The organism is Streptomyces sp. XY431 (assembly GCF_001279805.1).
GTDB lineage: Bacteria > Actinomycetota > Actinomycetes > Streptomycetales > Streptomycetaceae > Kitasatospora > Kitasatospora purpeofusca.
Window position 1 is genome coordinate 50,203 of the sequence record NZ_LGDO01000518.1, and the last position, 26,579, is coordinate 76,781.

Genomic DNA, 26,579 nt, shown 5'->3' on the forward strand with positions numbered 1-26,579 from the left:
CCGTGGCTGCCAGGAACATCCGCATCATTTCCGCCGACGACGTCCCCGCCAACCGCAAGCGCGGCGGCGAGACCCGCGCGGTGCTCTCGCCCGCCACCTGCGGCGCGACCTCCGGCTTCATGGGGACCGCCCGGCTCCAGCCGGGGGAGCGGATCACCGAGCACTACCACCCGTACAGCGAGGAGTTCCTGCTGCTCGTCCGCGGCGAGCTGACCCTCGACCTGGACGACAAGCCCTTCGAGCTGTTCGCCGGCCAGGGCGTGCTGATCCCCAAGGACATCCGCCACCGGCTGCGCAACACCGGCTCCGAGGAGGCCTTCGCGGTCTTCCACCTCGGCCCGCTGGCGCCGTCCCCCGAGCTCGGCCACGTCGACACCGAGGACGGCCCGGGCACCAAGGCCGAGGGCCACATAGTGCTGGGGGAGCGATGACCGCTTCCCCGTCCACGGGTGACCGCCGCGTCGTGGTCACCGGGATCGGCGTGGTGGCCCCCGGGGGCACCACCCGCGAGACCTTCTGGGAACTGATCACCTCGGGCCGCACCGCGACCCGTCGGATCTCCGCCTTCGACCCCTCGGCGTTCCGCTCGCAGATCGCCGCCGAGGCCGACTTCGACCCGGTCGCGGCCGGCCTCACCCCGCTCGAGCTGCGCCGCGCCGACCGCTATGTGCAGTTCGCGCTGGCCGCCTCCCAGGAGGCGGTGCTGGACGCCGGACTGGAGCTCGACGAGCGCACCCGGGAAGCCACCGGTGTGGTGCTCGGCTCGGCGGTCGGCGGCACCATCGTCCTGGAGGACGAGTTCGTCGTCGCCAGTGACTCCGGCCGCAACTGGCTGGTCGACCCCGACGTCACCAGCCCGTTCCTCTACCAGGGCCTGATCCCGAGCAGCCTGGCCGCCGACGTGGCCGTCCGGCACGGGGCGCACGGCCCGGCGGTGGTCGTCTCCACCGGCTGCACCTCCGGCATCGACGCCATCGGCCACGCCTACCAGCTGCTGATGGACGGCGAGGCCGAGGTGATGATCACCGGCGCCTCGGACTCCCCGATCTCCCCGGTCACCGTCGCCTCCTTCGACGCCATCAAGGCCACCACCCCGGACAACGACGACCCGGCGCACGCCTCCCGGCCGTTCGACCGGGACCGGCACGGCTTCGTGCTGGGCGAGGGCTGCGCGGTGCTCGTCCTGGAGGAGCTGGAGCACGCCCGCCGGCGCGGCGCCCGGATCTACTGCGAGGTGGTCGGCTACGCCAACCGCGGCAACGCCTTCCACATGACCGGTCTGCGCCCGGACGGCCTGGAGATGTCCGAGGCGATCACCGAGACGCTGCGCCAGTCCCGGCTCAACCCCGAGGACATCGGCTACATCAGCGCCCACGGCTCCGGCACCCGGCAGAACGACCGGCACGAGACCGGCGCCTTCAAGCGCTCGCTCGGCCACGCCGCCTACGGGGTCCCGATCAGCTCGATCAAGTCGATGGTCGGCCACTCGCTGGGCGCGATCGGCGCGATCGAGATGGCCGCCTGCGCGCTGGCGGTCGACCGCGGGGTCGTCCCGCCGACCGCCAACTGGCAGAACCGCGACCCCGAGTGCGACCTCGACTACACGCCCAACACCGCCCGCGAGGTGCGGGTCGGCGCGGCGCTCTCGGTCGGCAGCGGCTTCGGCGGCTTCCAGTCCGCGATGCTCTTCGCCAAGCTGGGGAGGGGCCGATGAGCGCACGACGTGCCGTCATCACCGGCATCGGCGTGGTCGCGCCGAGCGGCATCGGCAGCGAGGCGCACTGGAAGTCGGTCTGCGGCGGGGAGAGCCGGATCGCTCCGATCACGCTCTTCGACGCCGGCCAGTACGAGACCACGCTGGCCGGCGAGGTCCCGGACTTCGACGTCAGCCGTTACGTCGAGCGCCGGCTCCAGGTGCAGACCGACCGGTGGACCCACCTGGCCTACGCGGCGGCCGAACTGGCCTTCGGCGAGGCCGAGCTGGACCCGTCCACGGTCGAGCCGTACAAGCTGTCGGTGGCGCTCGCCAGCTCCTCCGGCGGCAACCAGTTCGGCCAGCGCGAGCTCCAGCGGCTCTGGCAGCCGGACACCTCGCGGACCGTCGGCGCCTACCAGTCGATCGCCTGGTTCTACGCCGCGACGGTCGGGCAGCTGGCCATCAAGCACCAGGCCAAGGGCCCGTCCAGCGTCCTCGTCTCGGAGGGCGCCGGCGGCCTGGACTCGCTGGCCCACGCCGCCCGGCTGGTCCGCCGGGGCGCCGACGTGGTGCTCGCCGGCGGCACCGAGGCACCGCTCGGCCCGTACGCGCTCGCCTGCCAGCAGCGCAGCGGCCGGCTCTACACCGGCTCCGACCCGGCCGAGGCCTACCTGCCCTTCGACGAGCGGGCGGCCGGCTACGTGCCGGGCGAGGGCGGGGTGGTGTTCGTGGTCGAGGACCTCGACCACGCGCTCGCCCGCGGTGCCCGGATCCGGGCCGAGATCGCCGGCTGGTCCGCCACCCAGGACGCCGTGGCCGCCAGCCGGACGGCCTCCGGCTCGGTCCGCCAGTACGCCAGGGCGCTCGGCACCGCCGTCGAACGGGCCGGCCTGACCCCGGGGGACGTCGACGTGACCTTCCCGGACGCGGTGGGCCTGCCCGCCTACGACCGCACCGAGGCCGAGGCGCTGCGCGCGGTCTTCGGCGACGCCGGCCCGGCCGCCGTCACCACCCAGAAGCCGCTCACCGGCCGCCTCTACCAGGGCGGCAGCGCACTGGACGCGGCCACCGCGGTGCTCGCCATGGACAACGGCCTGATCCCGCCCTCGGCGGGCCCGGCCCGTCCGGCGGACGGCTGCGACCTGGCCTTCGTCCGCGAGGAGCAGTCCACCGAGGTGCGCACCGCGCTGATCGGCGCCCGCGGTTTCGACGGCTTCAACAGCGCCGTCCTGCTGCGCGCGCACTCCTGACACCCACGAGCACCACGACCCGGAAGGAGACCGTCATGCCGGTCGACGAGGGCGCGGCACAGGGCCGCGTGCTCTTCCTGATCACCGTCAAGGAGGAGCGCCGGGAGGACTTCCTCAAGGCGTACGAGCAGATCCGCCACCTGGTCGCCGAGGGCGTCCCCGGACACGTGCGCGACCAGGTCTGCCAGTCCTCCACCGACCCGGAGCAGTGGCTGATCACCAGCGAGTGGCGCTCGCTGGACGACTTCGTCGCCTGGGAGCGGACCGAGGAGCACCGGGACCTGGTGCGCCCGATGCGCGAGTGCTTCAGCGACGCGAAGTCCATCCGCTTCCACATCAAGGCCGAGACCTCGCGGGACACCCCGAAGGCGGGCCTTTCCACTCCTACCACCGCGGGGTGAGGTCATGACACGGACTCTGATCATCGGCGGCAGCGTCGCCGGCCTGGTGGCCGCGCTGGCGTTCGCCGACCTGGGGCACGACGTCACCGTGCTGGAGCGGGACGCCAACGAGGCCCCCGACACCGTCGACGAGGCGCACGGCGACTGGCAGCGGCCGACCGTGCCGCAGCTCCACCACTCGCACGCCTTCGGCTCGCTCGGCACCAACCTGCTGCGCGAGCGGCTGCCCTCCGTCTACCAGGCGCTGGTCGCGGCCGGCGTGCGGGAGATCGAGCTCGGCAAGGCGATGCCGCCGACCCTGGCCGACAAGACGCCGCACCCGGCCGACGCCGAGCTGCGGATGCTCGGCAGCCGGCGGACCACCTTCGAGCTGGTCCTCCGCCAGGAGGCGCTGCGCAAGCCGGGCATCTCGCTGCGCCGGGGCGAGACGGTGCGCGGTCTGACCGTCGCCGACCGCGGCCCGGCCCGGGTGACCGGTGTGGTCACCAAGGACGGCCGCACCATCGCCGCCGATCTGGTGATCGACGCCAGCGGCCGCCGCTCGCAGGGCCACGAGTGGCTGCGCGAGCACGGCCTGGCCGAGCCGGAACTCGTCGCGCAGAGCGCCGACATCACCTACTACACCCGCTACTACCGCGCGCACGGCCCGCGCCCGGTCGGCCCGCTCAACCGGGGCTTCGGCGCCGGCGGGCTCTGGGACCACTACACCGGCGTGATGTTCCTCGGCGACAACAACACCTTCGCCATCTCGTTCGGCATCCTGCCGGACGACACCGAGCTGAAGCAGATGCGCGCCGAGGACGTCTTCACCGCCGTGGTCCGGGCCACCCCGCTGCTCGCCCCCTGGGTGTCGCCGGAGGCCTCCGACCCGATCTCGCCGGTGCACGCGATGGCGGGCCTGGACAACTCGCTGAAGCTGTACGGGCAGGACGCCCAGCCGGTGCCCGGCTTCCTTCCGGTCGCCGACGCCGTCTGCACCACCAACCCGGCGTTCGGCCGCGGCGTCTCGCTGGCCATCGCCCATGTGCTCGGCCTGGCCGACCTGGTGCGCGAGCACCCGGAGCCGGACGCCGAGCAGGCCGCACTGGCGGCCGGCCTGGCCGGGCGGACCTTCCGTCCGTGGTTCGAGGACGCCGTCCGCAACGACGCGGGCCGGGCCCGGCTCTGGCGGGCCACCGTGGCCGGCCAGCAGCTGCCGCCGCTGCCGCCGGACGTGCTCACCTTCGGCACGGTCGCCGAGGCGGCCGGCACCGACGAGGTGGTCTGGCGCCGGCTGGTCCGCACCATGATGTCGCTCGACAACCCGGCCGGCCTGTACGAGGACGAGGAGATCCGGCTGCGGGTCAAGCAGGCGGTCGCGGGCGGGCCCCCGCCGTTCCCCGCCCCGGACCGGGCGACCCTGGTCGACATCGTCCGCCGCGCCGCCAACTGACGCATCGTCACCATCGCGTCGAGCGACGCCGGTTCCGCCTCGTCGAGCGACGCCGCTGTACCGCACGGCCCCGCTCTGTTGCACGGCCCCGCTGTACCGCACGGCCCCGCATCGCACCGTCGCACAGCTACAGGAGGAGAGTCATGAAGGTCGTCGACCACCCCAACGCCAAGCTCATGGAAGCGGTCTACGCCGCGTTCACCGTGGGCGACGTGCAGAAGGCGGCCAGCTACTGGACCAAGGACTGCGTGCACTACTACCCGGGCACCAGCGAGCTGTCCGGCGCGCACGAGGGCATCGAGTCCGCACTGGCCTTCGCCGGCCGGATGTTCGAGATCTGCCAGGGCCGGATCACGATGGAGATCCACGAGATCGGCGCGAGCGACTCGTTCGCCTTCGCCACCGTCTTCACCCGCTACGAGCGTGAGGGCAAGAGCCTGGAGATGCCCTTCGTCAACGTCGCGCGGATCCAGGACGGCCTGATCGCCGAGTTCTGGACCTACCCCGAGGACCAGTACGCCGTCGACCAGTTCTGGGCCTGACCGCCCCCCGACTATTGAGAGGTCGCATCATCATGGCAGGCATCATCAGCAGCTGGGGTGACAACACCAACGGCCAGCTCGGCGACGGCGGGACGGTCAACCGGACCACCGCGCAGGACATCAAGGGCCTGGAGAACGTGGTCAAGGTGGCGGCCGGCAGCGGCCACGCGCTGGCCCTGACCGGCGACGGCGAGCTCTGGGGCTTCGGCCGCAACGCCTTCGGCCAGCTCGGCGACGGCTCCACCGAGAACCAGGCCACCCCGGTCCGCACCGTCGGACTGCCCGGCCGGGTCCGCTCGGTCGGCGCCGGCGGCGGCCACACCGCCGCCCTGCTGGAGGACGGCACCGTCTGGGCCTGGGGCGCCGGCTTCTTCTGCGCCCTCGGCGAGGCCAACTTCGGCGTGCAGCCGGTCCCGGTCCGGGTCGACGGCCTGGAGGACGTCGTCGAGCTGGCGGTCGGCGGTGCGCACAACCTCGCGCTCAAGGCCGACGGCACCGTCTGGTCCTGGGGCCGCGACGACCGCGGCCAGCTGGGCGACGGCCCCGGTTCGACCCGCGAGGGCCGGATCGTCCGCTCCTACATGACCGCCTCCTTCGACTGCCGGCCGCGCCCGGCCGTGATCGAGAACCTGGAGCCGGCCGTCAAGCTGAGCGCCGGCGGCGGCCACAGCATGGTCGTGCACGCCGACGGCACCGCCTCGGTCTGGGGCTTCAACGACCGCGGCCAGCTCGGCGACGGCACCACCGAGGACCGCGCCGCCCCGCAGAAGGTCGCGGGCCTGCGCTCGGTCACCCAGCTGGTCGGCGCCTACCACCACACGGTGGCGCTGCTGGCCGACGGCACCGTCTGGGCCTGGGGCCTCAACGACGGCGGCCAGCTCGGCGACGGCACCACCGCCGACCGCGCGGTGCCGGCCCCGGTGCCGGGTCTGACCGGCGTCAAGGCCGTCTCCGCCAGCGGCGGCGGCACCGACGCGGCCCCCGGCAACGGCGGGCACGCGCTGGCGCTGCTGGCCGACGGCTCGGTGCAGGGCTGGGGCTGGAACAACTGGGGCCAGCTGGCCGCCGGCCAGGTCCAGATCGTCCCCACCCCGACCCGGATCGCGCTGACCGGCCCGGCCGTGGGTGTCGCGGCCGGCGGTGAGATCCCGCCGACCAACAAGTTCATGGCCAACCCCGGCGGTGGCTTCGCCTTCGCCCTGCTGGGCTGAGCCCAGGCCGTGCGCAACCGCCGGGCGGCCCGGCCCGTCCGGGCCGCCCGGCGCGGGGCCGTCCGGCCCGTCCACCCATGACCGCTGACCTCGGGCCGGGGGCGCCGTCCGCCCCCGCCCCGGTCCCCGCAGGGAGGCCTCACCCCATGACCGCCGTTCCCCAGACCGCCCCTGCTTCGGCCGGCGCGGTGTTCCTCTCCGAATTGATGTTCCCGTCCACCCCGCGCTGCCTGGCGCTGGCCGCCGAGTTCAAGCTCGCCGAGCTGCTGGCCGAGGGCCCGCTGCCGGTGGCCGAGCTCGCCGAGCGCGCCGGAGCGACCGCGAGCGCGCTGGCCAAGGTCCTCTCGCTGCTCACCGAGGACGGTGTGTTCGAGGAGGTCGAGCCCGGCGTCTTCGCCAACACCGGGCTCTCCGAGCTGCTCCGCCCGGGCGTGCCCGGTTCGATGGACGCGATGGCCCGGATGGTCGGCGCCGAGTGGCTCTGGGCCTCCTGGGGCGCGCTGGACCACAGCCTGGCCACCGGGAAGCCCGGTTTCGAGAAGGTGCACGGCACCGCGCTCTGGCCCTGGCTGCAGAAGAACCCGTCCGCCGCCGCGACCTTCAACCAGGCGATGACCGACTTCACCGACGCGCTCGCCGACGCCCTGGTGTCCGCGTACCCCGAGTTCGCCGAGGCCGGCGCGGTCTGCGACCTCGGTGGTGGGCAGGGCACCTACCTGGCCGCGATCCTGCACAAGTACGACGCCCTCGCCCGCGGCGTGCTGGCCGACCTGCCGAGCGTCATCGAGCAGGCCAGGACCCAGCCCGACGTCGCCAAGCTGGCCGAGCAGGGCCGGCTGGACTTCGAGCCGGTCGACTTCTTCGCCGGGGTCCCGGCCGGGATCGGCGCCTACGTCACCAAGCAGGTCTGGCACTCCTGGCCGGACGACGCGCTGGTCCGCCTGCTGCGCAAGTGCCGGGAGGCCTCGCCGGGCGCCCGCTTCGTCGCGGCGGAGCTGGTGCACCGCGAGGGCGTGCCGAAGTTCGTGAAGAACTTCGACCTGGTCATGCTGGTCACCATGAGCGGCGAGGTCCGCACCGAGGAGCAGTTCGCCGAGGTCTTCCGGCGCGGCGGCTACCGGCTCAACCGGGTGGTGTCGACCGGGACGGCGTTCTCGCTGCTGGAGGCCGTGCCGGACCCCGACCCGCTGGACTGACCGGACGCCCGGAGCCGCCCGGGGGAGAAATCCTCCGGGCAGTTCCCGGAGAATTTCCGGACGGTACTGCGAGGCGGTACTGCGAGGCGGTATTGCGAGGCGGTATTGCGAGAGGGCCCGGATCCGATTTCGGATCCGGGCCCGCGGTATTCCCTCCGGGTGTTTCCCGGAGGGATCGCGCGACTCAGTCGAAGCGGAATTCCGAAAGGCCGCCGCGGGAGCGGTAGCCGAGCGAGCCGAACAGTGCCTGCACACTGTCGTTGCCCTCGGCGGTGACCGCCATGCCGACCAGCCCCTCGGCGCGCACCTCGGTCGAGGACTCGGCGAGCAGCGCCCGGGCGTACCCGCCGCGCCGGGCGTCGGGCCGCGAGTAGATCGGGCCGTAGCGCACCACGCCCGCGACGGCGGCGGTCCGGCCGAGGATCGCGACGGGTTCGCCGTCGAGCTCCCAGGCCCGCAGCAGGCCGCCGGCGATCTGGCCCCGGACGGAGCGCGAAGCCATCTCCCGGCTGAGCCCGGCGCCGTGCGCGGCCTCCAGGCACCATTCGGTGAACAGCTCCGCCTCCTCCTCGCGGGCGGCCCTGGACTGCCCGTCCGGGGCCGGACGGCCGTCGGCGGTGACCGCCCCGTCCAGGCACAGTATCCGCTCGCGGCGGTCGGCCCTGGTCGGCCGGCCGGTGGCCTCGGACCAGGCCGCGGCGAAGGCGGCGGCCGCCGCGTCCGGCCCGATCACGCCGGGCAGGAGGTCGGGCCCGGCGCCCAGTTCGGCGCCGAGCGCGGCCGCGGCGGCCGTCGGCATCCCGCTCAGCACGACCAGGTGCGGCGCCGTGAACGCCGCGACGCCGACCACCGGCGCCGTGTCCGAAGCCGGGTCCTCGACCCGGCTCCAGGCTATCGGCGGGGCGGTCGGCGGGCGGAATTTCGCGCCGGCCAGCATGGTCAGCAGGATGGAATTCTCGACGGGGTTGCCGGCAATCCACTCACCGGTTTCCGAGATGAACTCTTCGGTGTTCCTCGTGGTTTTTACGAACATATCGAAAAAATAGCCGGAGGGTGGATTGCTGGCAATGGGACGAGTGGGAACGGGCCCCGGTGCGTCCGGTTCCGGTCAGTTCGCGCCGGGCCGCCCGGCGCCCGGCCCGCCCTGGCCCGGAGCACCCTGGCCGCCCTGCGCACCCGGACGGCCCTGGCCGCCCTGCGCACCGGGACCGCCCTGGCCGCCGCCGGGCCGCCCCATCGTCCCGGCCGTGACGCCGGCCGTCATGCCGCCGTCCAGCCCGAACAGCGAGCCGGTGACGAAGCTCGCCGCGTCGCTGCCGAGGAAGACCACCGCGTTGGCGACCTCCTCCTCGGTCGCGATCCGCCCCAGGGCGGTGGCTGCGCCGGCCCGCTCCAGCGCGCCCGGCTGCCCGCCGACCCGCTGGCGGAAGTCCTCCGTGTCGACCGGGCCGGTGATCAGCGCGTTGACCCGGATGCCCGCCGGGCCGGCCTCCAGCGCGGTGGCCCGGGTCAGGCCGACCACACCGTGCTTGGCCGCGGTGTACGCGCCCAGGCCGAAGGCGGTGCCCTGGACGCCGGCGGTGGAGGCGTTGTTGATGATGCTGCCGCCGCCGCTCGCCCGCATGGCGGCGATCTCGTGCTTCAGCGAGTGGTAGGTGCCGACGAGGTTGACCGCGATCACCGCGGCGAAGGCGTCCGCCGGGACCCGGTCCAGCGGGCCGAACGCCCCGCCGCCGCCGGCGTTGTTGAAGGCGATGTCGAGGCGACCGTGTCGCTCGACCGTGGTACTCACCAGGCGGGCGACGTCATCCTCGACGGTGACGTCGGCGGCGACGAAGTCCGCCTGCCCGCCCTTCTCCCGGATCCGCTCCACCACGGCGTTGCCCAGCTCGGCCCGGCGGCCGGAGACCACGACGTGCGCCCCGGCGGCGGCGAGCGCCAGTGCGGCGGCTGCCCCCATGCCCGAGGTAGAACCGGTCACGAGCGCGATCTTCCCCTGGAGTTGGCTCATCGTTAGCTGCCCTTCCGGGCGGCCGCGGCCGCCCTTGACGTTGGCTCTTGACGGCTAATTTTGATTGTATAGTCTATACGAATTCAAGCTCGGAGCAAGGTCTCCGAGTCGGCGGACGCCTCTCAAGGAGTACCCAATGAGCGCCCCGTACGCTGCACCCGCCCCGGAAGTGCCACGTAAAACCTTCTTGACGATCTTTGCTGCCCTGGTGCTTGCCATGTTCCTGGCAGCCCTGGACCAGACGATCGTGGCGACGGCCCTGCCGACCATCGCCGGTGACCTCGGCGGCGTGACCCACCTGGCCTGGGTCATCACCGCCTACATGCTGGCCGCCACCGCGGCCACGCCGCTCTGGGGCAAGCTGGGCGACCTCTACGGCCGCAAGCTGATGTTCCAGTCGGCTATCACGATCTTCCTGCTCGGCTCGGCGCTGTCCGGCCTCTCCGCCAACATCGGCCAGCTGATCGGCTTCCGTACTCTCCAGGGTCTGGGCGCCGGCGGTCTGATGGCGCTGGCCATGGCCCTGATCGCCGAGCTCGTCCCGCCCCGCGAGCGCGGCAAGTGGCAGGGCTATGCGCAGTCCTGCTTCGTGATCGCCGGTGTGGTCGGCCCGCTGATCGGCGGCGCCTTCGTCGACCACCTGTCGTGGCCGTGGATCTTCTACATCAACCTGCCGATCGGCGCGGTCGCGCTGGTGGTCGTCAGCTCGGTGCTGAAGCTGCCGGTCAACAAGCAGAAGAAGAAGCTCGACTACCTCGGCTCGGCGCTGCTCAGCTCCGCCATCGTCGCGATCCTGCTGGTCTCGGTCTGGGCCGGTGACCAGTACTCCTGGGGCTCGGTCCAGATCATCGGCCTGCTGGTGCTCGCCGCGGTGCTGCTGGCCGGCTTCGTCCTGCAGGAGAAGCGGGCCAGCGAGCCGGTCGTCCCGCTGGAGCTGTTCAAGGACCCGGTCATCCTGGTGGCCACCGTCGGCCTCTTCCTCGCCTCGATCTCGCTCTTCGTGGCGACCGTCTACACCCCGCTCTTCCTCCAGGTCGCCAACGGGGACACCGCCACCGAGTCCGGGCTGCTGCTCGTCCCGCTGATGATCGCGACCGTGGTCAGCCTGACCGTCTCGGGCAAGGTCGTCGCGGCGACCGGCAAGTACAAGCTGTTCCCGATCGCGGGCCTGCTGATCATGGCGGTCGGCCTGTACCTGATGTCGACCCTCAAGGCCGACTCCTCCCAGGTGGCCGCAGGCGGCTTCCTGGCGGTGTTCGGTATCGGCTTCGGTCTGGTCACCCAGGTGCTCATCGCGGCGGTGCAGAACTCCGTCGAGATGCGCCAGCTGGGTGTGGCGACCGCCGCGGCGAACTTCTTCCGCTCGCTCGGTGGTGCCATGGGTGTGACCGTCTTCGGTGCCATCCTCAACGCCCAACTGCGCGACCAGCTGCCGAAGAAGGTGCCGGCCGAGGCGCTGGCGCGGCTCGGCACGGACGGTCTGCTGACCTCGCCGGCCAAGGTCCGGGCGCAGGCGCCCGAGGTGCGCGACGGTGTGGCCTCGGCGCTGGCCGAGTCGCTGCACACGGTCTACCTGATCGGCATGGTCATCGCGCTGCTCGGCGCCCTGGTCGTGGTCTTCCTCCAGGAGCGTCCGATGCGGGCGCCGATGGGCGCGCCCGGCGGCAAGGGCCCCGGCGGCCAGGGTGGCCCGGGCGGTCCCGGCGGCCAGCACCAGGGCCAGGGCGGCCCCGGTGGCGGCCAGTGGCAGGGTCAGGGCGGCCAGGGCGGCGGCCAGGGCCAGGGTGCGCCCGGCGGCGGCCAGTGGCAGGGCCAGGGCCAGGGTGCCCCGGCAGGTCAGGGCCAGGGTCAGGGCGGCCAGGGCGGTCAGCCCGGGCACGCCGGCCCCGCGGGCGGGCGGCCGGAGACCGCGGCCGGCTGACGGCCGCCGCTCCGCCCCGGTCGACCGACCGGTGTCCGCCCCGATAGCCCCTCCTCCCCTACCGTTACCCCCGGCGGTGGGGGAGGAGGCTTGTCCGGGGCCGGAACTGATCGCACGTCAGCACTGGATACGGCTCGAAACGGACGCCGAAAGCCGTCGCGGAGTGAGTGTTCACCCGCTAGGCTGGACGGGCAGTCGGCACCCCGGCCGCGGTGGGGCGGGGTGTCTGGCACGGCCTTCCCCGCCGCACTCCGAGCGCCGGGAGTACCGGCGCGACCAGCCCACCAGGAAGCGGGTCGACTCCATGGCCGACATACCCAGCCGGCGGCGTGCACTCTCCCGGGACCTCCCGCCCGCCGCCGCCCCCGGCATACCCCCGGCGACCAGGATCGGTGTCATAGGTCTTGGCGTCATGGGCGGTGGCATGGCCTCCCGCCTGCTCGACCAGGGCCACCGGATCGTGGTCCACAACCGCACCCCCGAGCGCGCCGCCCCGTTCGCCGCCCGCGGCGCCGTGGTCGCCGCCACCCCGGCCGAACTGGCCTCGCAGGTGGACGTGGTGCTGCTCAGCCTGGCCTCCGAGGCCGCCGTCGAGGAGCAGCTGTTCGGCGCCGGCGGGGTGCTGGAGACGCTGCCCGCCCACGGCATCGTGATGGACACCAGCACCGTCTCCCCGGACTTCGCCCGGTCGGTGGCCGAGCGCGTCGCCGGCCGCGGCCGCAGCGCCGTGGACGCCTGCATCATCGGCAACGGCCAGCACGCCAAGGACGGTGAACTGCGCTTCATGGTCGGCGGGTCCGCCGAGACCTTCGAGCGGCTGAGCGCCGTACTGGAGCCGCTCGCCAAGGAGATCCGCCACCTCGGCCCGAGCGGTCTCGGCGCCACCGCCAAGGTGATGCTCAATGTGCTGATGGGCGTCGAGATGCAGGTGCTCGCCGAGTCGGTGACGCTGGCCCAGCGGGCCGGCATCGACCGCGAGCTGGCCCTCTCGATGATCAGCGAGAGCGGCTTCAGCTCGCCCGTGATGAAGTACAAGGCCGGCGTGATGCGCCGCCGGGCCTACGGCGAGCCGCAGTTCCGGCTCGACCTGATGCGCAAGGACCTCCGGCTGGCCACCGCCGAGGCCGGTCGCCTCGGTGTCGCCACCCCGGTCTGCGACGCCACCCACGAGACCCTCGTCGCCGCCGCCGAGGCGGGCCTCGGCGAGCTGGACTGTGCCGCCGTGCTCTCCCACGCGGAGGTCACCGCCGGGCTTCCCGGCACCCCGGACCGTACGTGAACCACTCGTTCTCACCGAGGAGTTGATCCACGTGTCCCAGCCAAGACGGCCCCGGGCGGCCGGTTTCGGCACCGCCCTGGTGGCCCTGTTGACCGCCCTCGTCCTGCTCGCCGCCACCAACGGCGCGGGCGCCGAGGACACCGAGTCCCGCCCCCGCCCCCCGGCGAACTGGAGCAGCTGGCAGTTCGACCAGTCCGGCAGCCGGTTCAACGGCCAGGAGAGCCGGATCACCCCGGCCACCGTCGGCGGCCTCGGCCTCAAGTGGGCCTTCGGCCACGAGAAGGTCCAGGGCGTCTACCTCGGCAGCCAGCCCGCCGTGGTGGACGGCACCCTCTACGTCGGCGGTGCCGAGGGCACCTTCCACGCGCTGGACGCCAGGACCGGCGCGGCGCGCTGGACCTTCGACGTCGCCCCGGTGGCCGGCACCCACTCGGCCACCAACCCGGACCCGGTCCGCAGCAGCCCGGCCGTCGAGGGCAACACCGTCTACTTCGGTGACAACCGCGGCTACCTGTACGCGCTCGACCGCCGCACCGGCGCCCTGCGCTGGTCGCTGAAGCTGGACACCCACCCGCAGGCCCAGATCACCAGCTCGCCGCTGGTCTACAACGGCCAGGTCTACGTGGGTGTGTCCAGCAAGGAGTCCGGTGCCACCTTCGACCTGACCTACCCGTGCTGCACCTTCCGCGGCTCGGTGGTCGCCGTCAACGCGTACACCGGACAGCTGAGTTGGCGGCACTGGACCACTCCCCAGCCGCAGCAGGTCGGCACCTGGCCCAATGGCGCGGCCCGCTACGAGCCCTCCGGCGTCGCCGTGTGGAGCTCCCCGGTGGTCGACCGGGAGACCGGCACCATCTACGTCGGCACCGGCCAGAACTACACCGGCGCGGCCGGCGACACCGACTCGGTGCTCGCCCTGGACGCCCTCAACGGCAACGTCCGCTGGCGGTCCCAGGAGGTCTTCCCGGACACCTTCACCGTCGCCTGCGGCATCCCCGGCGCCGACGCCTACTGCCCGAGCAAGGCCAACGGCACCGACCACGACTGGGACTTCGGCGCCAGCGCCAACGTCTTCAGCATCGGCAACCGCCGGGTGATCGGCATCGGCCAGAAGAACGGCATCTACCACGTCTACGACGCGCTGACCGGTGCCAAGGTGTGGGACCGCGCGGTGGTCGCCGACCCCAACACCAAGGGCGGCAGCTCGGGCATCCAGTGGGGCACCAGCTTCGACGGCACCCGGCTCTACGTCGCCACCTGGTTCGCCAACCCGGGCACCCTGTACGCGCTCGACCCGGCGACCGGGGCGATCCTCTGGCAGACCGAGAGCCCGGCCGACGGCTGCCAGTGGGGCGGCGCGGCCGCCAACCCCGAGCTGTGCCAGCGGGCCTTCACCCCCGCCGTGACGGCCACCCGGGGCCTGGTCTACGAGGGCGGCGCCGACGGCAAGATGCGCGTCTTCTCGGCCACCACCGGCGCGGTGCTCTGGCAGTACGACGTGGTCCGCGACTTCACCACGGTCAACGGCGTGCCGGGGCACGGCACGGCGCTCTCCGGTGGCGGCGGCGCGGTGGTCGCGGACGGCATGCTCTACGTCCAGGCCGCGTACTACCCGCAGTACCCGAGCAATGCGGGCGGCGTTCTGCTCGCCTTTTCCCTACCGTAGGACCCGTCGGCGTAGCGAAGGTCAACTCACGGCCGGCGGCAACCAGTTGCCGCCGGCCCCGGCAAGGAGGAAATTATGGACATCGTCGTGGTGGGAGCGGCCGGTCGGACCGGACGGCTGCTCGTCGAGAAGGCCCTGGAGAACAAGCACAGCGTCACCGCGCTGCTGCGCGACCCGGCCAAGCTGCCGATCGAGCACGAGCGGCTGACCAAGGTCCGCGCGGACGTGTTCGACGTGGAGTCGCTGACCGGCCCGCTGGCCGGCAAGGAGGCCGTGGTGATCGCGCTGGGGGTGACCACCCGCACCACGACCACGGTGTTCTCCGAGGGCGCGCGCAACGTCATCGCCGCCGCCCGGGCGGGCGGGGTGCGCCGGCTGGTCACCATGTCCTCGGCCGGCCTGGAGACCAAGCACCTGCCGGCGATGCAGCGCTTCGTCGCCGAGTTCGTGGTGGACCGGGTCTACCGGAACATCCACCTCGACCTGGCCCGGATGGAGGACGAGGTCGAGGCCAGCCCGCTGGACTGGACCATCGTCCGGGTGCCGATGCTGACCGACGGTCCGGCCACCCCCAACTACCAGGCGGTGGTGGGCGGCCACATCGCGAAGGCGTCGCGCATCGCGCGGGCGAACGTCGCCGACTACATCGTCACCCATCTGGATGACGCGGCCACCTACGGCCGACGCGTCGAGGTGGCCAACTGATGACCCCCGGCGGGGGCCGGCCCGCCCGCGGCACGTCCGCGGCGCGGGCCGGCCGCGCGCCGGCCACCGGCCGGCCACCCGCCGCCGGGACCGACCGGGGCTGACCGGGGCCGTCCAAGGCCGATCGAGGCCGATCGAGGGGGAAACGCACCGTGAACATTGTCGTCTTCGGCGCGACCGGTGGCACCGGCCGCCACTTCCTGGAGCTGGCCGCCGAGGCCGGGCACTCCACCGTCGCCTTCGCCCGCGACCCGCTGGCCCTGGCCGACGCCCGCCCCAGCACCATCCGGCAGGGCGACGTCCTCGACCCGGACGCGGTGGCCCGCGCCGTCGAGGGCGCGGACGCGGTGGTCTCCGCGCTCGGCATCGGCTACAGCCGGGCCGCCACCACCGTCTACTCGGCCGGCACCGACCACATCCTCAAGGCCATGCGCGCCACCGGCGTCTCCCGGGTCGTGTGCGTCTCCACCACCAGCATGAGCCCGGTGCCCTGGCGTGCCGCCCCGTTCCAACGGGCCCTCACCTCCTGGGTGCTGCACCCGATGCTCCGCCGGCCGTACGCCGACATGGCGCGAATGGAGCGGTTCCTGCTGGAGGACACCGAGCTGGACTGGACGCTGGTCCGGGCCGCCCGGCTCACCGGCGGCCGGGCCCGGGGCCGCTACCGCACGGCGGTCGGCCGCCGGCTGCCCGGGGCCTGGTCGATATCCCGCGCCGACCTCGCGCACTACCTGCTCGCCGCGCTCCAGGAGCCGGCCGCGCGGCGCGAGGTCGTGGAGATCGCCTACTGACCGCCCGTCCGCCGCCCGTCCGCCGCCCGTCCGCCGCCCGCCCGAAGCCTGCGCGCAGTCGGCCCGCGGCCCGTTCGCCGAACGATCCCGGCCGCCGGCCGCCCGCGCGCCGCGCCGCCCGTACTCAACGAGCGGTACGGCCGGCTACTCCCGCCGTGCGATGCCCCGCCCACCCCGGCCGGGCAGAGTAGGGGGTGATCCCGTGGATCACCCAAGCCATGGGCCGGCGGCCGTACACCATCCACCCGGTGGCCGCCGGCCCGTGGCCCGCGTCGCCCCTCGCCCTCCGGAGCACAAGCCGATGCCCACACCTCCTGGTCCGACCGCCGCCGACACCCCCGAGGCCCCGACGGCCCCCGCCGGGCCCGAGGCCGGCCGCGCCGCCCGCGCCGACCGGCCGGAGCCCCCGGCCGGCCTCGCCGGGCGCCTCCGCCTGCCCAAGCACGCCCGCCGGGTCTGGCTGACCGTGCACGTCGCCTGCTCGGTCGGCTGGCTCGGCCTGACCGCCGGTGTGCTCGCCCTCGGCATCGCCGGCCGCTTCTCCGACAACCCGGACACCGTGCGCGCCGCCTACCTGGCGCAGGAGATCTTCGCCGACTGGCTGCTGATCCCGATCAGCCTGCTCTCGCTGCTCTCCGGCGTGCTGCTGTCCCTCGGCACCACCTGGGGCCTGCTGCGCTACCGCTGGGTCGCCACCAAGTTCTGGCTCACCCTGGCCGCCACCCTGGCCTCGATCTTCGCCCTGCGCGCCTTCATCCACGACGCGGCCGGCCAGGTCGCGGCCGGCACCGTCCCGCCGGACGGCCGCGCCCCGCACGTGCTGGTGATCGCCCCCTCGGTGGCCCTGGCCATCTACCTGACCGCCACCGTGCTCTCCGTGGTCAAGCCCTGGGGCATGACCGAGCGGGGGAAGCGCCTGGCCGCCGAGGCCCGCGCCGCACGCGTCAACCGGGCCGCGGGCGCGGCGCCGGGGCGGTGACCGTTACCCGTTCATGAGCACCGACCACGTGAGCACCGACCACGATCCCTATCCCGGACCGCCGTGGACCAGACCCTCCTGGACCAGGCTCTCCGCCCTCCTGGTGGCCCTGGTCCAGGTGGTCGGCTCCACCGCCGCCGCCCGCCAGCAGACCGACCGGGCCGCGCTCGACGCGGTCGGCTACGCGCTGCTGCTGCTCGGGCCCGCCCTGCTGCTCCTGCGCGACCGCTTCCCCGGCCCGGTGGTGGCCGGCGTCACCGCCGTCACCATCGGCTACCTGCTGGCCGGCTACCCGTACGGCCCGGTGTTCTTCAGCCTCGCCGTCGCCGTGTACGGCGCGCTCGCCCGGGGCTGCCGCCGGTGGGCCTGGATCTCCCTCGGCGGCGGCTACCTGCTCCATCTGGCCAGCTCCCACCTGCTGCCGCACGACTGGCAGCGCGCCCCCGGACCCGGCCCGAGCTGGTGGCAGGAAGCAGGGGCGGCGGCCTGGCTGCTGCTGATCCTGGCCGGCGCCGAGATCATGCGCTCGCGCGGCGAGCAGCTCGCCGCCCGCCGGCTGGCCCGGCGGCAGGCCGAGGAGAACCGCGCCGCCGAGGAGCGGCTGCGGATGGCCCGCGAACTCCACGACATCCTGGCCCACTCCATCTCGGTGATCCACCTCCAGGCCGGGGTGGCCCTGGAGCTCATCGACGAGCACCCGGAGCAGGTGCGGGCCGCGCTGACCGTCATCAAGGCGACCAGCAAGGAGGCGCTCGGCGAGGTCCGCCAGGTGCTCGGCACCCTGCGCGGCCCGGACGGCCAGGCCCCGCGCACCCCCGCCCCCGGCCTCGCCCGGCTGCCCGAACTCGTGACCCAGGCCGGCCACGCCGGGCTCACCGTCACCGTCGACACGGTGGGAACCGCCCGGCCGCTCCCCGCCCAGGTGGAGCTGGCCGCGTTCCGGATCGTCCAGGAGGCGCTCACCAACGTCATCCGCCATTCGGCCGCGCGGAGCGCCACGGTTCTGATGGACTGGTCCTCCCCGGCGGGGCTGCTGCTCCGGGTGGACGATCCGGGCCCGGCCGCCGGCGGTGACGGCGGCGGCTCCGGCAACGGCCTGGTCGGCATGCGCGAGCGGGCCGCGGCCTTCGCCGGCGAGCTGACCACCGGTCCGCACGGCGGCGGCTTCCGGGTCAGGGCCTGGCTGCCCGACCCCGCGGGGCCGGGCACGGCGAGCGAGGGGAAGCGGACGGGATGATCCGAGTACTGCTGGCGGACGACCAGGTCCTGGTCCGGGCGGGCTTCCGGGCCCTGCTCGACGCCCAGCCCGACATCGAGGTGGTCGGCGAGGCGGACGACGGCGGGGCGGCCGTCCGGCTGGTGGAGGAGCTGCGGCCGGACGTCGTGCTGATGGACATCCGGATGCCCGGCACCGACGGCCTGGAGGCCACCCGCCTGATCTGCTCCCGCCCCGAGCTCTCCGCCGTCCGGGTGGTGGTGCTGACCACCTTCGAGATGGACGAGTACATCTTCGAGGCGCTGCGGCTGGGCGCGGCCGGCTTCCTCGCCAAGGACACCGAACCGTCCGACCTGCTGCGCGCCGTCCGGGTCGCCGCGGTCGGCGACTCCCTGCTCTCCCCGGGCGTGACCCGCCGGGTGATCGACGAGTTCGCCAGCCGCTCCCGGGAGCCCTCCGCCGGCGGGCAGCTGCTGGACGCGCTCACCGACCGGGAGCGCGAGGTACTCACCCTGGTCGGCATGGGCCTGAGCAACGACGACATCGCCCGCCGCCTGGTGGTCAGCCCGCTCACCGCGAAGACCCACGTCAGCCGCGCCATGGTGAAGCTCGGCGTCCGCGACCGCGCCCAGCTGGTCGTGCTCGCCTACGAGTCCGGCCTGGTCCGCCCCGGCTGGCTGTAACGCCGGGGGCGGCCCGGAAGCAGTCCGCGCCCCGGGGCGTACTCCCGGTGTCGTACCCGCGGTGCCGCTCCCCGGAGGACGCGGCGGACCCCCCTTCGGCGAGAAGCTCGTGGTGGCCTCGGAGACCGTCCGGGGCCGGCGCGGCCCCCGTCCGAACGTGCGGGGCACACCGAGGAGTTGACCGACATGCAGAGCACCGCACTGCTCGCCGACGCTTACTGCCGGGAGGGCTGGGGCCCGTGGAACGGGGGCGGCCCCGGTCCGTGGTTCCTGCTCTTCCCGCTGTTCTGGCTGATCGTCCTGGTCACCGTGTTCACCGTCTTCCGCCGCCGCGGCTTCGCCCGGCGCGGGCCGTGGGGCCCGCCGTGGGCCGGTCAGTGGGGCGGCCCCTGGGGCGGCGGCCCGGGCTGGCGCGGCGGCCCCTGGGGCGGCGGCGGTACCGAGGCCCCGCTGGCGAGCCTGGCCCGCCGGTACGCCGACGGTGAGCTCACCGAGGAGGAGTACCGCACCCGCCGGGACACTCTGCTGGAGCACTTCCAGGGCCCGGACGACACCAAGCCGGGCCAGGGCGGTACCAAGTGACCACCATCCCGGTCCTCGAACTGGTCGAAACCGACCGGATGGCCGCCCGGGTGGCCGACGCGGTCAAGGTCTACGGCATCGGCCGCACCGAGGTGCGCGCCCTGGACCACGTGACCGTCGGCTTCCCGGCCGGCCGGCTCACCGCGATCATGGGCCCGTCCGGCTCCGGCAAGTCCACCCTGCTGCACTGCGCGGCGGGGCTGGACCGGCTGACCGCCGGCACCGCGATGATCGGTGACACCGAGCTGGAGAACCTCAGCGACCGCAGGCTGACCCTGCTGCGCCGGGAGCGGATCGGCTTCGTCTTCCAGTCCTTCAACCTGGTGCCGGTGCTGACCGCCCGGGAGAACATCACGCTGCCGGTCGACCTGGCCGGCGGCGAGGTGGACCGGGAGTGGGTGGAGACCCTGATCGACGCGGTCGGCCTGCGGGACCGGCTGGAGCACCGGCCGACCGAGCTGTCCGGCGGCCAGCAGCAGCGGGTCGCGCTGGCCCGGGCACTGGCCGGCCGGCCGGAGGTGGTCTTCGCGGACGAGCCGACCGGCAACCTGGACTCCCGGACCGGCGCCGAGGTGCTGGAGCTGATGCGCCGAGCGGTGGACGAGATGGGCCAGACGGTGGTCATGGTCACCCACGACCCGACCGCCGCCGGCTACGCGGACGAGGTGCTGTTCCTCGCCGACGGCCGGCTGGTGGACCGGATGGAGCGGCCCACCCCGGCGGGGGTGCTGGACCGGATGAAGGACTTCGACCACGCCCCCGCGGCAGGCCGGGGAGGCGCGGGGTCATGAGCGAGCGCAGGGAGCGAATCATCGAGGGGTGCGCATCGAGCGAAGCGCCGGCCGAGCGCAGCGAGGTGGACTCATGAGCAGTACCACCGCAACCCTGCGGATCAGTCTGCGCTCGCTGGCCGCGCAGAAGCGCCGGCTGGCCGGGACGTTCACCGCGATCCTGCTCGGGGTGAGCTTCCTGACCGGCACCCTGGTGCTCGGCGACACCCTGCGCGGCAGCTTCGACACCCTGTTCGCCGATGCCAACCGCGGCACCGACGCGGTGGTGCGCAGCGCCGATGTGATGGACACCGAGAACACCTTCGGCGGCGTCCGCGCCCCGGTGGACCTCACGCTGGCGGACCAGCTGCGCCAGGTGCCCGGGGTCGCGGCGGCCGAGCCGGCCGTCCAGGGCTCCGGCCAGCTGATCGGCAAGAACGGCAAGGCGGTGGGCGGCCAGGGGCCGCCCACGCTGGCCGGTTACTGGCAGCCGGACAGCGGGCTCAACCCGTACCGGCTGGCCGAGGGCCGGGCGCCGCAGCAGCCGGGGGAGGCGGTGATCAACCGGGGTGCGGCCAAGGCCGGTGACCTGAAGATCGGCGACTCGACCATCCTGCGCGCCCCCGACCCGGTGCCGGTGACGATCGTCGGCATCGCGACCTTCGGCGCCGAGGCCGACGGCATGGGCCAGAACACCTACACCGGGCTGACCCTGGCGGACGCCGAGCGCTATCTGACCCCGAAGGGGCAGGGCCAGGCCACCTCGATCCAGTTCCGGGCCTCGGGCGGCGTCTCCCAGCAGGAGCTGGTGACGGCGCTGACGGCGAAGCTGCCGGCCGGGCTGGAGGCGGTGACCGGGACGAAGGTCTCGGAGGAGGCCACCGCGCAGGTGTCCAGCCGCTTCCTGACCATGTTCACCACCCTGCTGCTGGTCTTCGCGGGCATCGCGCTGCTGGTGGCGACCTTCACCATCCACAACACCTTCGCCATCGTGGTGGCGCAGCGCACCAGGGAGAACGCGCTGCTCCGGGCGCTGGGCGCGGCCCGCGGCCAGGTGCTGGGGGCGACCCTGGCGGAGGCGGTGGTGGTCGGGCTGGCGGCCTCGGTGGCCGGAGTGCTCGGCGGGATCGGGATCGCGGCCGGGCTGAAGTCGCTGTTCAAGGTGATCGGCTTCAGCCTGCCGACCGGCAGCCTGGTGATCAGCGCGGTCTCGGTGGGGCTGCCGCTGCTGGTGGGCACGGTCACGGCGGTCGGCTCGGCGGTCGCGCCGGCCGTGCGGGCGGGCCGGACGGCGCCGCTGGCCGCGATGCGGGCGGTGGCGGTGGACGGCGCGGCCGACGGCCGGGCCGGCCGGATCCGCTGGATCACCGGCGCGCTGCTGATCGCGGCCGGTGCGGCCGCCACGGTGGTCGGCGCGACGGACGGTCCCTCGGTCGGGCTGACCGCGGGCGGGGCGGTGGCGACGCTGCTCGGTGTGGTGGTGCTCGGCCCGGTGTTCGCGACCTTCGTGGTGCGGCTGCTGGGCGCGCCGCTGCCGAGGCTGCGCGGGATGCCGGGCGTGCTGGCGCAGCGCAACGCGACCCGCAATCCGAAGCGGACGGCCGCGACGGCCAGCGCGCTGATGGTCGGGGTCACGGTGGTCTCGCTGTTCACCGTCTTCGGCGCGTCGATCAAGGCGACCATGGACGACACGGTGAGCCGGACCTTCGCCGGGGACCTCGCGATCTCCAACGGCGGTTTCCGGGCCGGTGCGCTCAGCCCGAAGCTGGCGGACGCGGTGGCCGGGCTGCCGGAGGTGCGGCAGAGCGTGGGCCTGGGCCGGGGTGTGGCGCGGGTGGACGGCCACGGCCGGACCCTGGACGTCACCGACCCGGCCCGGCTGGCGGGCATCGTGGACCTCGGCCGGGTGGACGGTTCGCTCCAGCTGGGCACCGACGGCCTGGCGGTGTCCAGGACGGAGGCGGAGAAGCAGGGCTGGCAGGTCGGCACGACCGTGCCGGTGCGGTTCAGCGACGGTGCCGAGACGCCGTTCACGGTGAAGGCCCTGTACCAGGGCAGTGAGCTGGCCGGCGACTACCTGGTCACCCGGGAGGCGTGGGCCCCGCACAAGGGCCAGGACTCCGACTCACTGGTGGCGGTGGCGCTGAAGGACGGGGTCTCGCTGTCGGCCGGCAAGGCGGCGGTGACGGCGGCGGCGGTGCCGTTCGGCGACCCGAAGGTGCAGACCCGGTCGGAGTACGCGAAGAGCGCGGCCTCGGTGGTCGACATCATGCTCTCGGTGGTCTACGCCCTGCTGGCGCTCGCGGTGCTGATCGCGCTGCTGGGGATCGCCAACACGCTGACCCTGGCGGTGCACGAGCGGACCAGGGAGCTGGGCCTGCTGCGCGCGGTCGGCCAGACCCGCAGCCAGTTGCGCGCGATGGTGCGCTGGGAGTCGGTGCTGGTGGCGCTGTTCGGCACGATCGGCGGCCTGGGCCTGGGGGCGTTCCTGGGCTGGGCGCTGGTCCGGGCGGCCGACACCGAGGGGACGGGCAGCTTCGCCGTCCCGCCGCTCCAGCTGTCCGTGGTGCTGCTGGCCGGGCTGGTGGCGGGGGCGGTGGCCGGGTTGCGGCCGGCCCGCCGGGCGGCCCGGCTGGACATCCTGCGGGCGATCGCGGCCGGCTGACGGCCGCCGCGCCCAGGAGCTCCTGGGCCGCGCACACCGGAGCCCGGGCCCCCCGACCAACGGGGCCCGGGCTCCGGACGTGTGCGCGGTGCTGGACTCAGGCCGCGGCGGGCAGCTCGTCCAGGCCCTGCTGGACCAGCGCGGCCAGGCGGTCCAGGGCCTCGTCGGCGCCCTCGGCGTCGGAGGCCAGCACGACCTCGTCGCCGCCCTGCGCGCCGAGCGCGAGCAGGCCGAGCATGGAGCCGGCGTTGACCGGGTTGCCGCCCGGCTTGGTGATGGTGATCGGCACGCCGGTGGCCGCGACGGCCTTGACGAAGACGGAGGCGGGACGGGCGTGCAGGCCCTCGGCCCAACCGATGGTGACGCGGCGCTCGGCCATGAGACGTGCCTTTCCGGTGAAGCTGGTCATGGCCGCGATGGGGGAAACGACCATGTTGTCTAGACCAGTGTTGCATGCAGCCGACCCCTGCGAGCCGCCGCGTTCGGGACTTGTGATTGTTTCTTTCAGAGCCATAAACGGCGCATAATCCCCGTTCAGAGGCCCTGCCCACCCTGCCGCGAACGCACGCCCGGCGCCATTCGGCCCGCCGCCGGATAACCTGGCGATCGTGGACGACTCCGCGGCACCGCACCCCGAGCAGGACCCGACGCCCGCCCGGACGGCGGCCCGCCCGGACCACGGCCCGACCGGCCCGGACTACCCCCAGCACTGGGAGGCCGACGTCCTGCTGCGCGACGGCGGCACGGCCCGGATCCGGCCGATCACCCCGGCGGACGCGGGCCGTCTGGTCGAGTTCTACGAACAGGTGTCGGACCAGTCCAAGTACTTCCGCTTCTTCGCGCCCTACCCCCGGCTCTCCGACAAGGACGTCCGGCGCTTCACCCACCACGACTTCGTCCACCGGGTCGGCCTCGCCGTCGTCGTCCGGGACCGCTTCATCGCCACCGTCCGCTACGACCGGATCGACGCCGACGGCCGCCCCTCGGAGACCGGCACCGACGCCGAGGTCGCCTTCCTGGTCCAGGACGCCCACCAGGGCCGGGGCGTCGCCTCCGCCCTGCTGGAGCACATCGCCGCGGTCGCCCAGGAGCGCGGCATCCGCCGCTTCCAGGCCGAGGTGCTGCCGGAGAACCGCAAGATGGTGAAGGTCTTCACCGACGCCGGCTACGTCCAGCGCCGCAGCTTCGCCGACGGCGTGGTCCACCTGGAGTTCGACCTCGAACCCACCGCCGCCTCGCTCGCCGTCATGCGGGCCCGCGAGCACCGCGCCGAGGCCCGCTCGGTCCAGCGGCTGCTCACCCCGCGCTCGGTCGCCGTGATCGGCGCCTCCCGCAACCCGCAGACCGTCGGCCGGACCCTGCTGCGCGACCTGCTCGCCGGCTTCGCCGCCGCCGACCGCCCGGTGTACGCGGTGAACCGCAACGCCCCGCCCGGCACCGAGCTGGACGGCCTCCCGGTGCACCGCTCGGTCCTGGAGATCCCCGGCCCGGTCGACCTCGCGGTGATCGCCGTGCCCGCCTCCGCCGTGCCCCAGGCGGTCGCCGAGTGCGGCGCGCACGGTGTCCAGGGCCTGGTGGTGGTCACCGCCGGCTACGCCGAGACCGGCCCCGAGGGCCGCGACCGCCAGCGCGCCCTGGTCCGCCAGGCCCGGGCGGCCGGCATGCGGGTGATCGGCCCGAACGCCTTCGGCCTGATCTCCACCGACCCGGAGCACCCGCTGAACGCCTCGCTCGCCCCGGTGCTGCCCGCCCGGGGCACCTTCGGCGTCTTCTGCCAGTCCGGCGCGATCGGCGTCGCCCTGCTGGAGGCCGGCCACCGGCGCGGGCTCGGGGTCTCCTCCTTCGCCTCGGTCGGCAACCGCGCCGACGTCTCCGGCAACGACTTCCTCCAGTACTGGGCCGAGGACCCGGCCACCGAGGTCGTCCTGCTCTACCTGGAGTCCTTCGGCAACCCCCGCAAGTTCACCCGGATCGCCCGCCGGCTCGCCCAGGCCAAGCCGGTGGTCGTGATCAAGGGCGCCCGCCACACCGGCAGCCTGCCGCCCGGCCACGCCGTCCCGGCCACCGCCAGCGGCCTGCGGGACGCCACCGTCGACGCCCTCTTCCAGCAGGCCGGCGTCACCCGGGTGGAGACCATCACCGAGCTGTACGACACCGGCGACCTGCTCGCCCACCAGCCGCTGCCGCCCGGCGACCGGGTCGCGGTGGTCGGCAACTCCGACTCCCTGGGCCTGCTCACCCACGACGCCTGCCTCTCCGCCGGCCTGCGCCCCCGCACCCCGGTCGACCTCACCACCGCCGCCACCGGCGAGAACTTCCGGATCGCCCTGGACACCGCGCTGACCGACCCCGGGGTGGACGCGGTGATCGCCGTCGCCATCCCGCCGATCGGCAGCCAGTCCTGGGGCCTCCGAGCGGCCGACCGCCCGACCGACCACTCGCCCGACCGCCCGACCGGCCCGGACGGTCCCGAGGCCGGCTCCGAGGTCGGCTCCGACGATCCGGAGATCGCCGCCGCCCTGCTCGCCGCCGGCGAGCGCGCCCGCGCCGCCGGCAAGCCGCTGCTCCTCGCCCACCTGGCCCTCACCGACCTGCCGGACCGGCTGCGCCCCGGCGGCATCCCCGCCTACCCCGCCCCCGAGCGGGCGGTCCGGGCCCTCGCGCACGCCGTCCACTACGCCGACTGGCGCCGCCGGATGGCCGAGGCCGAGGAGACCGCGAGAGTCCCCGAACTCGACCGGATCGACGAGGCGGGCGCCCGCACCCTGGTCGACGCCGCACTCTCCACCCGCCCCGCGGTCGCCGCCCGCACCCAGCCCGGCGGGGCGCGGATCACCCTGCCCGACCCCGAGGCGGCCGCCCTGCTGGCCCGCTACGGCATCGACGTCTCGCCGACCCTGCCCGCCCCGGACGAGGAGAGCGCGGTGCGGGCCGCCGCGACCCTCGGCTACCCGGTCGCGCTCAAGGCCACCGCCCCGCACCTGCGCCACCGCCCCGACCTCGGCAGCGTCCGGCTCGACCTGACCGGCGAGGCCGGACTGCGCCACGCGCACCGCGAGCTGGACGAGCTGCTCGGCGGCGCCGCCCAGGCCGCGCTGGTGGTCCAGCGGCTCGCCCCCCGCGGCGTGGACACCGTGATCGGTGCCACCGTCGACCCGGCGGTCGGCGCGATCCTCTCCTTCGGTCTGGCCGGCGCCCCCGCCGAACTGCTCGGCGACGTCGCCCACCGACTGGTTCCGGCCACCGACCAGGACGTCGCCTCACTGGTCCGCGAGGTGCGGGCGGCGCCACTGCTGTTCGGCTGGCGGGGCGCCGAGGCGGTCGACACCGACGCCCTGGAGGAACTGCTGCTGAGGGTGTCCCGGCTGGTGGACGACCTGCCGGAGGTCGCCTCGGTGGACCTCGAACCGGTGGTCGTCGCCCCGCACGGACTGGCGATCCTGGGGGCGCGCGTACGCATCGCGCCCCTGCCGGTCCGCAGTGATCTGGGCCCGCGCGCCATGAGCACGCTGTAACCTTCCTTGGTTGCGTCCGGACCCGGGCGCCGTTGTCCGAAGCTCGGCGCCGTGCCGCCCGCTTCGTC

At 74.1% G+C, this 26,579-nt stretch carries 23 protein-coding genes; 20 read left to right on the forward strand and 3 right to left on the reverse strand.

Annotated elements, in window-relative coordinates; all coding sequences use genetic code 11:
- Positions 1–2: 2 nt before the first annotated feature.
- The 8 genes from ADK60_RS39170 (at position 3) to ADK60_RS39205 (ending at position 7,728) form a co-directional block, all read left to right on the forward strand.
- The gene (locus ADK60_RS39170; protein ID WP_045942344.1) at positions 3–431 is read left to right on the forward strand and encodes a cupin domain-containing protein; all 429 of its coding nucleotides are present in this window, start codon (positions 3–5) and stop codon (positions 429–431) included.
- Complete coding sequence (locus ADK60_RS39175) at positions 428–1,714, forward strand: beta-ketoacyl-[acyl-carrier-protein] synthase family protein (protein ID WP_045942343.1); 1,287 nt, start codon at positions 428–430, stop codon at positions 1,712–1,714. Before ADK60_RS39170 ends, ADK60_RS39175 begins: the two co-directional genes overlap by 4 nt.
- On the forward strand, positions 1,711–2,946 hold the full coding sequence (locus tag ADK60_RS39180) for a beta-ketoacyl synthase N-terminal-like domain-containing protein (RefSeq protein ID WP_053651674.1): 1,236 nt from the start codon (positions 1,711–1,713) through the stop codon (positions 2,944–2,946). Before ADK60_RS39175 ends, ADK60_RS39180 begins: the two co-directional genes overlap by 4 nt.
- Before the next feature lie 35 nt (positions 2,947–2,981).
- Positions 2,982–3,347, forward strand: coding sequence for an antibiotic biosynthesis monooxygenase family protein (locus ADK60_RS39185; RefSeq protein ID WP_030396587.1), 366 nt, complete (start codon positions 2,982–2,984; stop codon positions 3,345–3,347).
- Between the two features lie 4 nt (positions 3,348–3,351).
- Entirely contained in the window at positions 3,352–4,779 is a 1,428-nt protein-coding gene (locus ADK60_RS39190) for an FAD-dependent oxidoreductase (RefSeq protein ID WP_045942341.1), read from the forward strand.
- Positions 4,780–4,922: 143 nt separating this feature from the next.
- Entirely contained in the window at positions 4,923–5,321 is a 399-nt protein-coding gene (locus ADK60_RS39195) for a nuclear transport factor 2 family protein (protein WP_030301365.1), read from the forward strand.
- Positions 5,322–5,353: 32 nt separating this feature from the next.
- A complete protein-coding gene (locus ADK60_RS39200; protein ID WP_030396585.1) occupies positions 5,354–6,532 on the forward strand; it encodes an RCC1 domain-containing protein in 1,179 nt (392 codons plus the stop codon).
- A gap of 146 nt (positions 6,533–6,678) precedes the next feature.
- Positions 6,679–7,728 carry an ArsR family transcriptional regulator gene (locus ADK60_RS39205; RefSeq protein WP_053651676.1) on the forward strand — a complete coding sequence of 350 codons (1,050 nt, stop codon included), beginning with the start codon at positions 6,679–6,681 and terminating at the stop codon, positions 7,726–7,728.
- Between the two features lie 184 nt (positions 7,729–7,912).
- Here the strand turns inward: ADK60_RS39205 and ADK60_RS39210 are convergent, their stop codons facing one another.
- Complete coding sequence (locus ADK60_RS39210; RefSeq protein ID WP_063783411.1) at positions 7,913–8,761, reverse strand: GNAT family N-acetyltransferase; 849 nt, start codon at positions 8,759–8,761, stop codon at positions 7,913–7,915.
- A 75-nt stretch (positions 8,762–8,836) separates the two neighbouring features.
- Positions 8,837–9,739, reverse strand: coding sequence for an SDR family NAD(P)-dependent oxidoreductase (locus tag ADK60_RS39215; protein WP_079009064.1), 903 nt, complete (start codon positions 9,737–9,739; stop codon positions 8,837–8,839).
- A gap of 136 nt (positions 9,740–9,875) precedes the next feature.
- Between ADK60_RS39215 and ADK60_RS39220 the strand changes: the two genes are divergently transcribed.
- From ADK60_RS39220 to ADK60_RS39270, 11 genes are all read left to right on the forward strand, one after another.
- The gene (locus ADK60_RS39220) at positions 9,876–11,660 is read left to right on the forward strand and encodes an MDR family MFS transporter (protein WP_079009065.1); all 1,785 of its coding nucleotides are present in this window, start codon (positions 9,876–9,878) and stop codon (positions 11,658–11,660) included.
- 388 nt (positions 11,661–12,048) lie between these two features.
- Complete coding sequence (locus ADK60_RS39225; protein WP_286185329.1) at positions 12,049–12,939, forward strand: NAD(P)-dependent oxidoreductase; 891 nt, start codon at positions 12,049–12,051, stop codon at positions 12,937–12,939.
- Positions 12,940–12,970: 31 nt separating this feature from the next.
- Positions 12,971–14,605 (forward strand): outer membrane protein assembly factor BamB family protein, encoded by a 1,635-nt coding sequence (locus ADK60_RS39230; RefSeq protein ID WP_234371474.1) that lies wholly within the window; start codon positions 12,971–12,973, stop codon positions 14,603–14,605.
- 75 nt (positions 14,606–14,680) lie between these two features.
- Positions 14,681–15,310, forward strand: a complete 630-nt coding sequence (locus ADK60_RS39235) for an NAD(P)-dependent oxidoreductase (RefSeq protein WP_053651680.1) — start codon at positions 14,681–14,683, stop codon at positions 15,308–15,310.
- Between the two features lie 152 nt (positions 15,311–15,462).
- Positions 15,463–16,101 carry an NAD(P)-dependent oxidoreductase gene (locus tag ADK60_RS39240; RefSeq protein ID WP_030396577.1) on the forward strand — a complete coding sequence of 213 codons (639 nt, stop codon included), beginning with the start codon at positions 15,463–15,465 and terminating at the stop codon, positions 16,099–16,101.
- 301 nt (positions 16,102–16,402) lie between these two features.
- Positions 16,403–17,080 carry a DUF2269 domain-containing protein gene (locus ADK60_RS39245; protein WP_353651793.1) on the forward strand — a complete coding sequence of 226 codons (678 nt, stop codon included), beginning with the start codon at positions 16,403–16,405 and terminating at the stop codon, positions 17,078–17,080.
- Between the two features lie 13 nt (positions 17,081–17,093).
- The gene (locus ADK60_RS39250; protein WP_079009066.1) at positions 17,094–18,317 is read left to right on the forward strand and encodes a sensor histidine kinase; all 1,224 of its coding nucleotides are present in this window, start codon (positions 17,094–17,096) and stop codon (positions 18,315–18,317) included.
- Entirely contained in the window at positions 18,314–18,979 is a 666-nt protein-coding gene (locus ADK60_RS39255) for a response regulator (RefSeq protein WP_045942330.1), read from the forward strand. Before ADK60_RS39250 ends, ADK60_RS39255 begins: the two co-directional genes overlap by 4 nt.
- A 186-nt stretch (positions 18,980–19,165) precedes the next feature.
- Entirely contained in the window at positions 19,166–19,561 is a 396-nt protein-coding gene (locus ADK60_RS39260; RefSeq protein WP_045942329.1) for an SHOCT domain-containing protein, read from the forward strand.
- Positions 19,562–19,599: 38 nt separating this feature from the next.
- Complete coding sequence (locus ADK60_RS39265) at positions 19,600–20,352, forward strand: ABC transporter ATP-binding protein (protein WP_045942334.1); 753 nt, start codon at positions 19,600–19,602, stop codon at positions 20,350–20,352.
- A gap of 73 nt (positions 20,353–20,425) precedes the next feature.
- On the forward strand, positions 20,426–22,996 hold the full coding sequence (locus ADK60_RS39270) for an ABC transporter permease (RefSeq protein WP_053651682.1): 2,571 nt from the start codon (positions 20,426–20,428) through the stop codon (positions 22,994–22,996).
- A gap of 97 nt (positions 22,997–23,093) precedes the next feature.
- Here the strand turns inward: ADK60_RS39270 and ADK60_RS39275 are convergent, their stop codons facing one another.
- Positions 23,094–23,375 carry an HPr family phosphocarrier protein gene (locus ADK60_RS39275; RefSeq protein ID WP_030396570.1) on the reverse strand — a complete coding sequence of 94 codons (282 nt, stop codon included), beginning with the start codon at positions 23,373–23,375 and terminating at the stop codon, positions 23,094–23,096.
- Between the two features lie 229 nt (positions 23,376–23,604).
- Between ADK60_RS39275 and ADK60_RS39280 the strand changes: the two genes are divergently transcribed.
- Positions 23,605–26,511, forward strand: a complete 2,907-nt coding sequence (locus tag ADK60_RS39280) for a bifunctional GNAT family N-acetyltransferase/acetate--CoA ligase family protein (protein WP_107094831.1) — start codon at positions 23,605–23,607, stop codon at positions 26,509–26,511.
- Positions 26,512–26,579 lie beyond the last annotated feature (68 nt).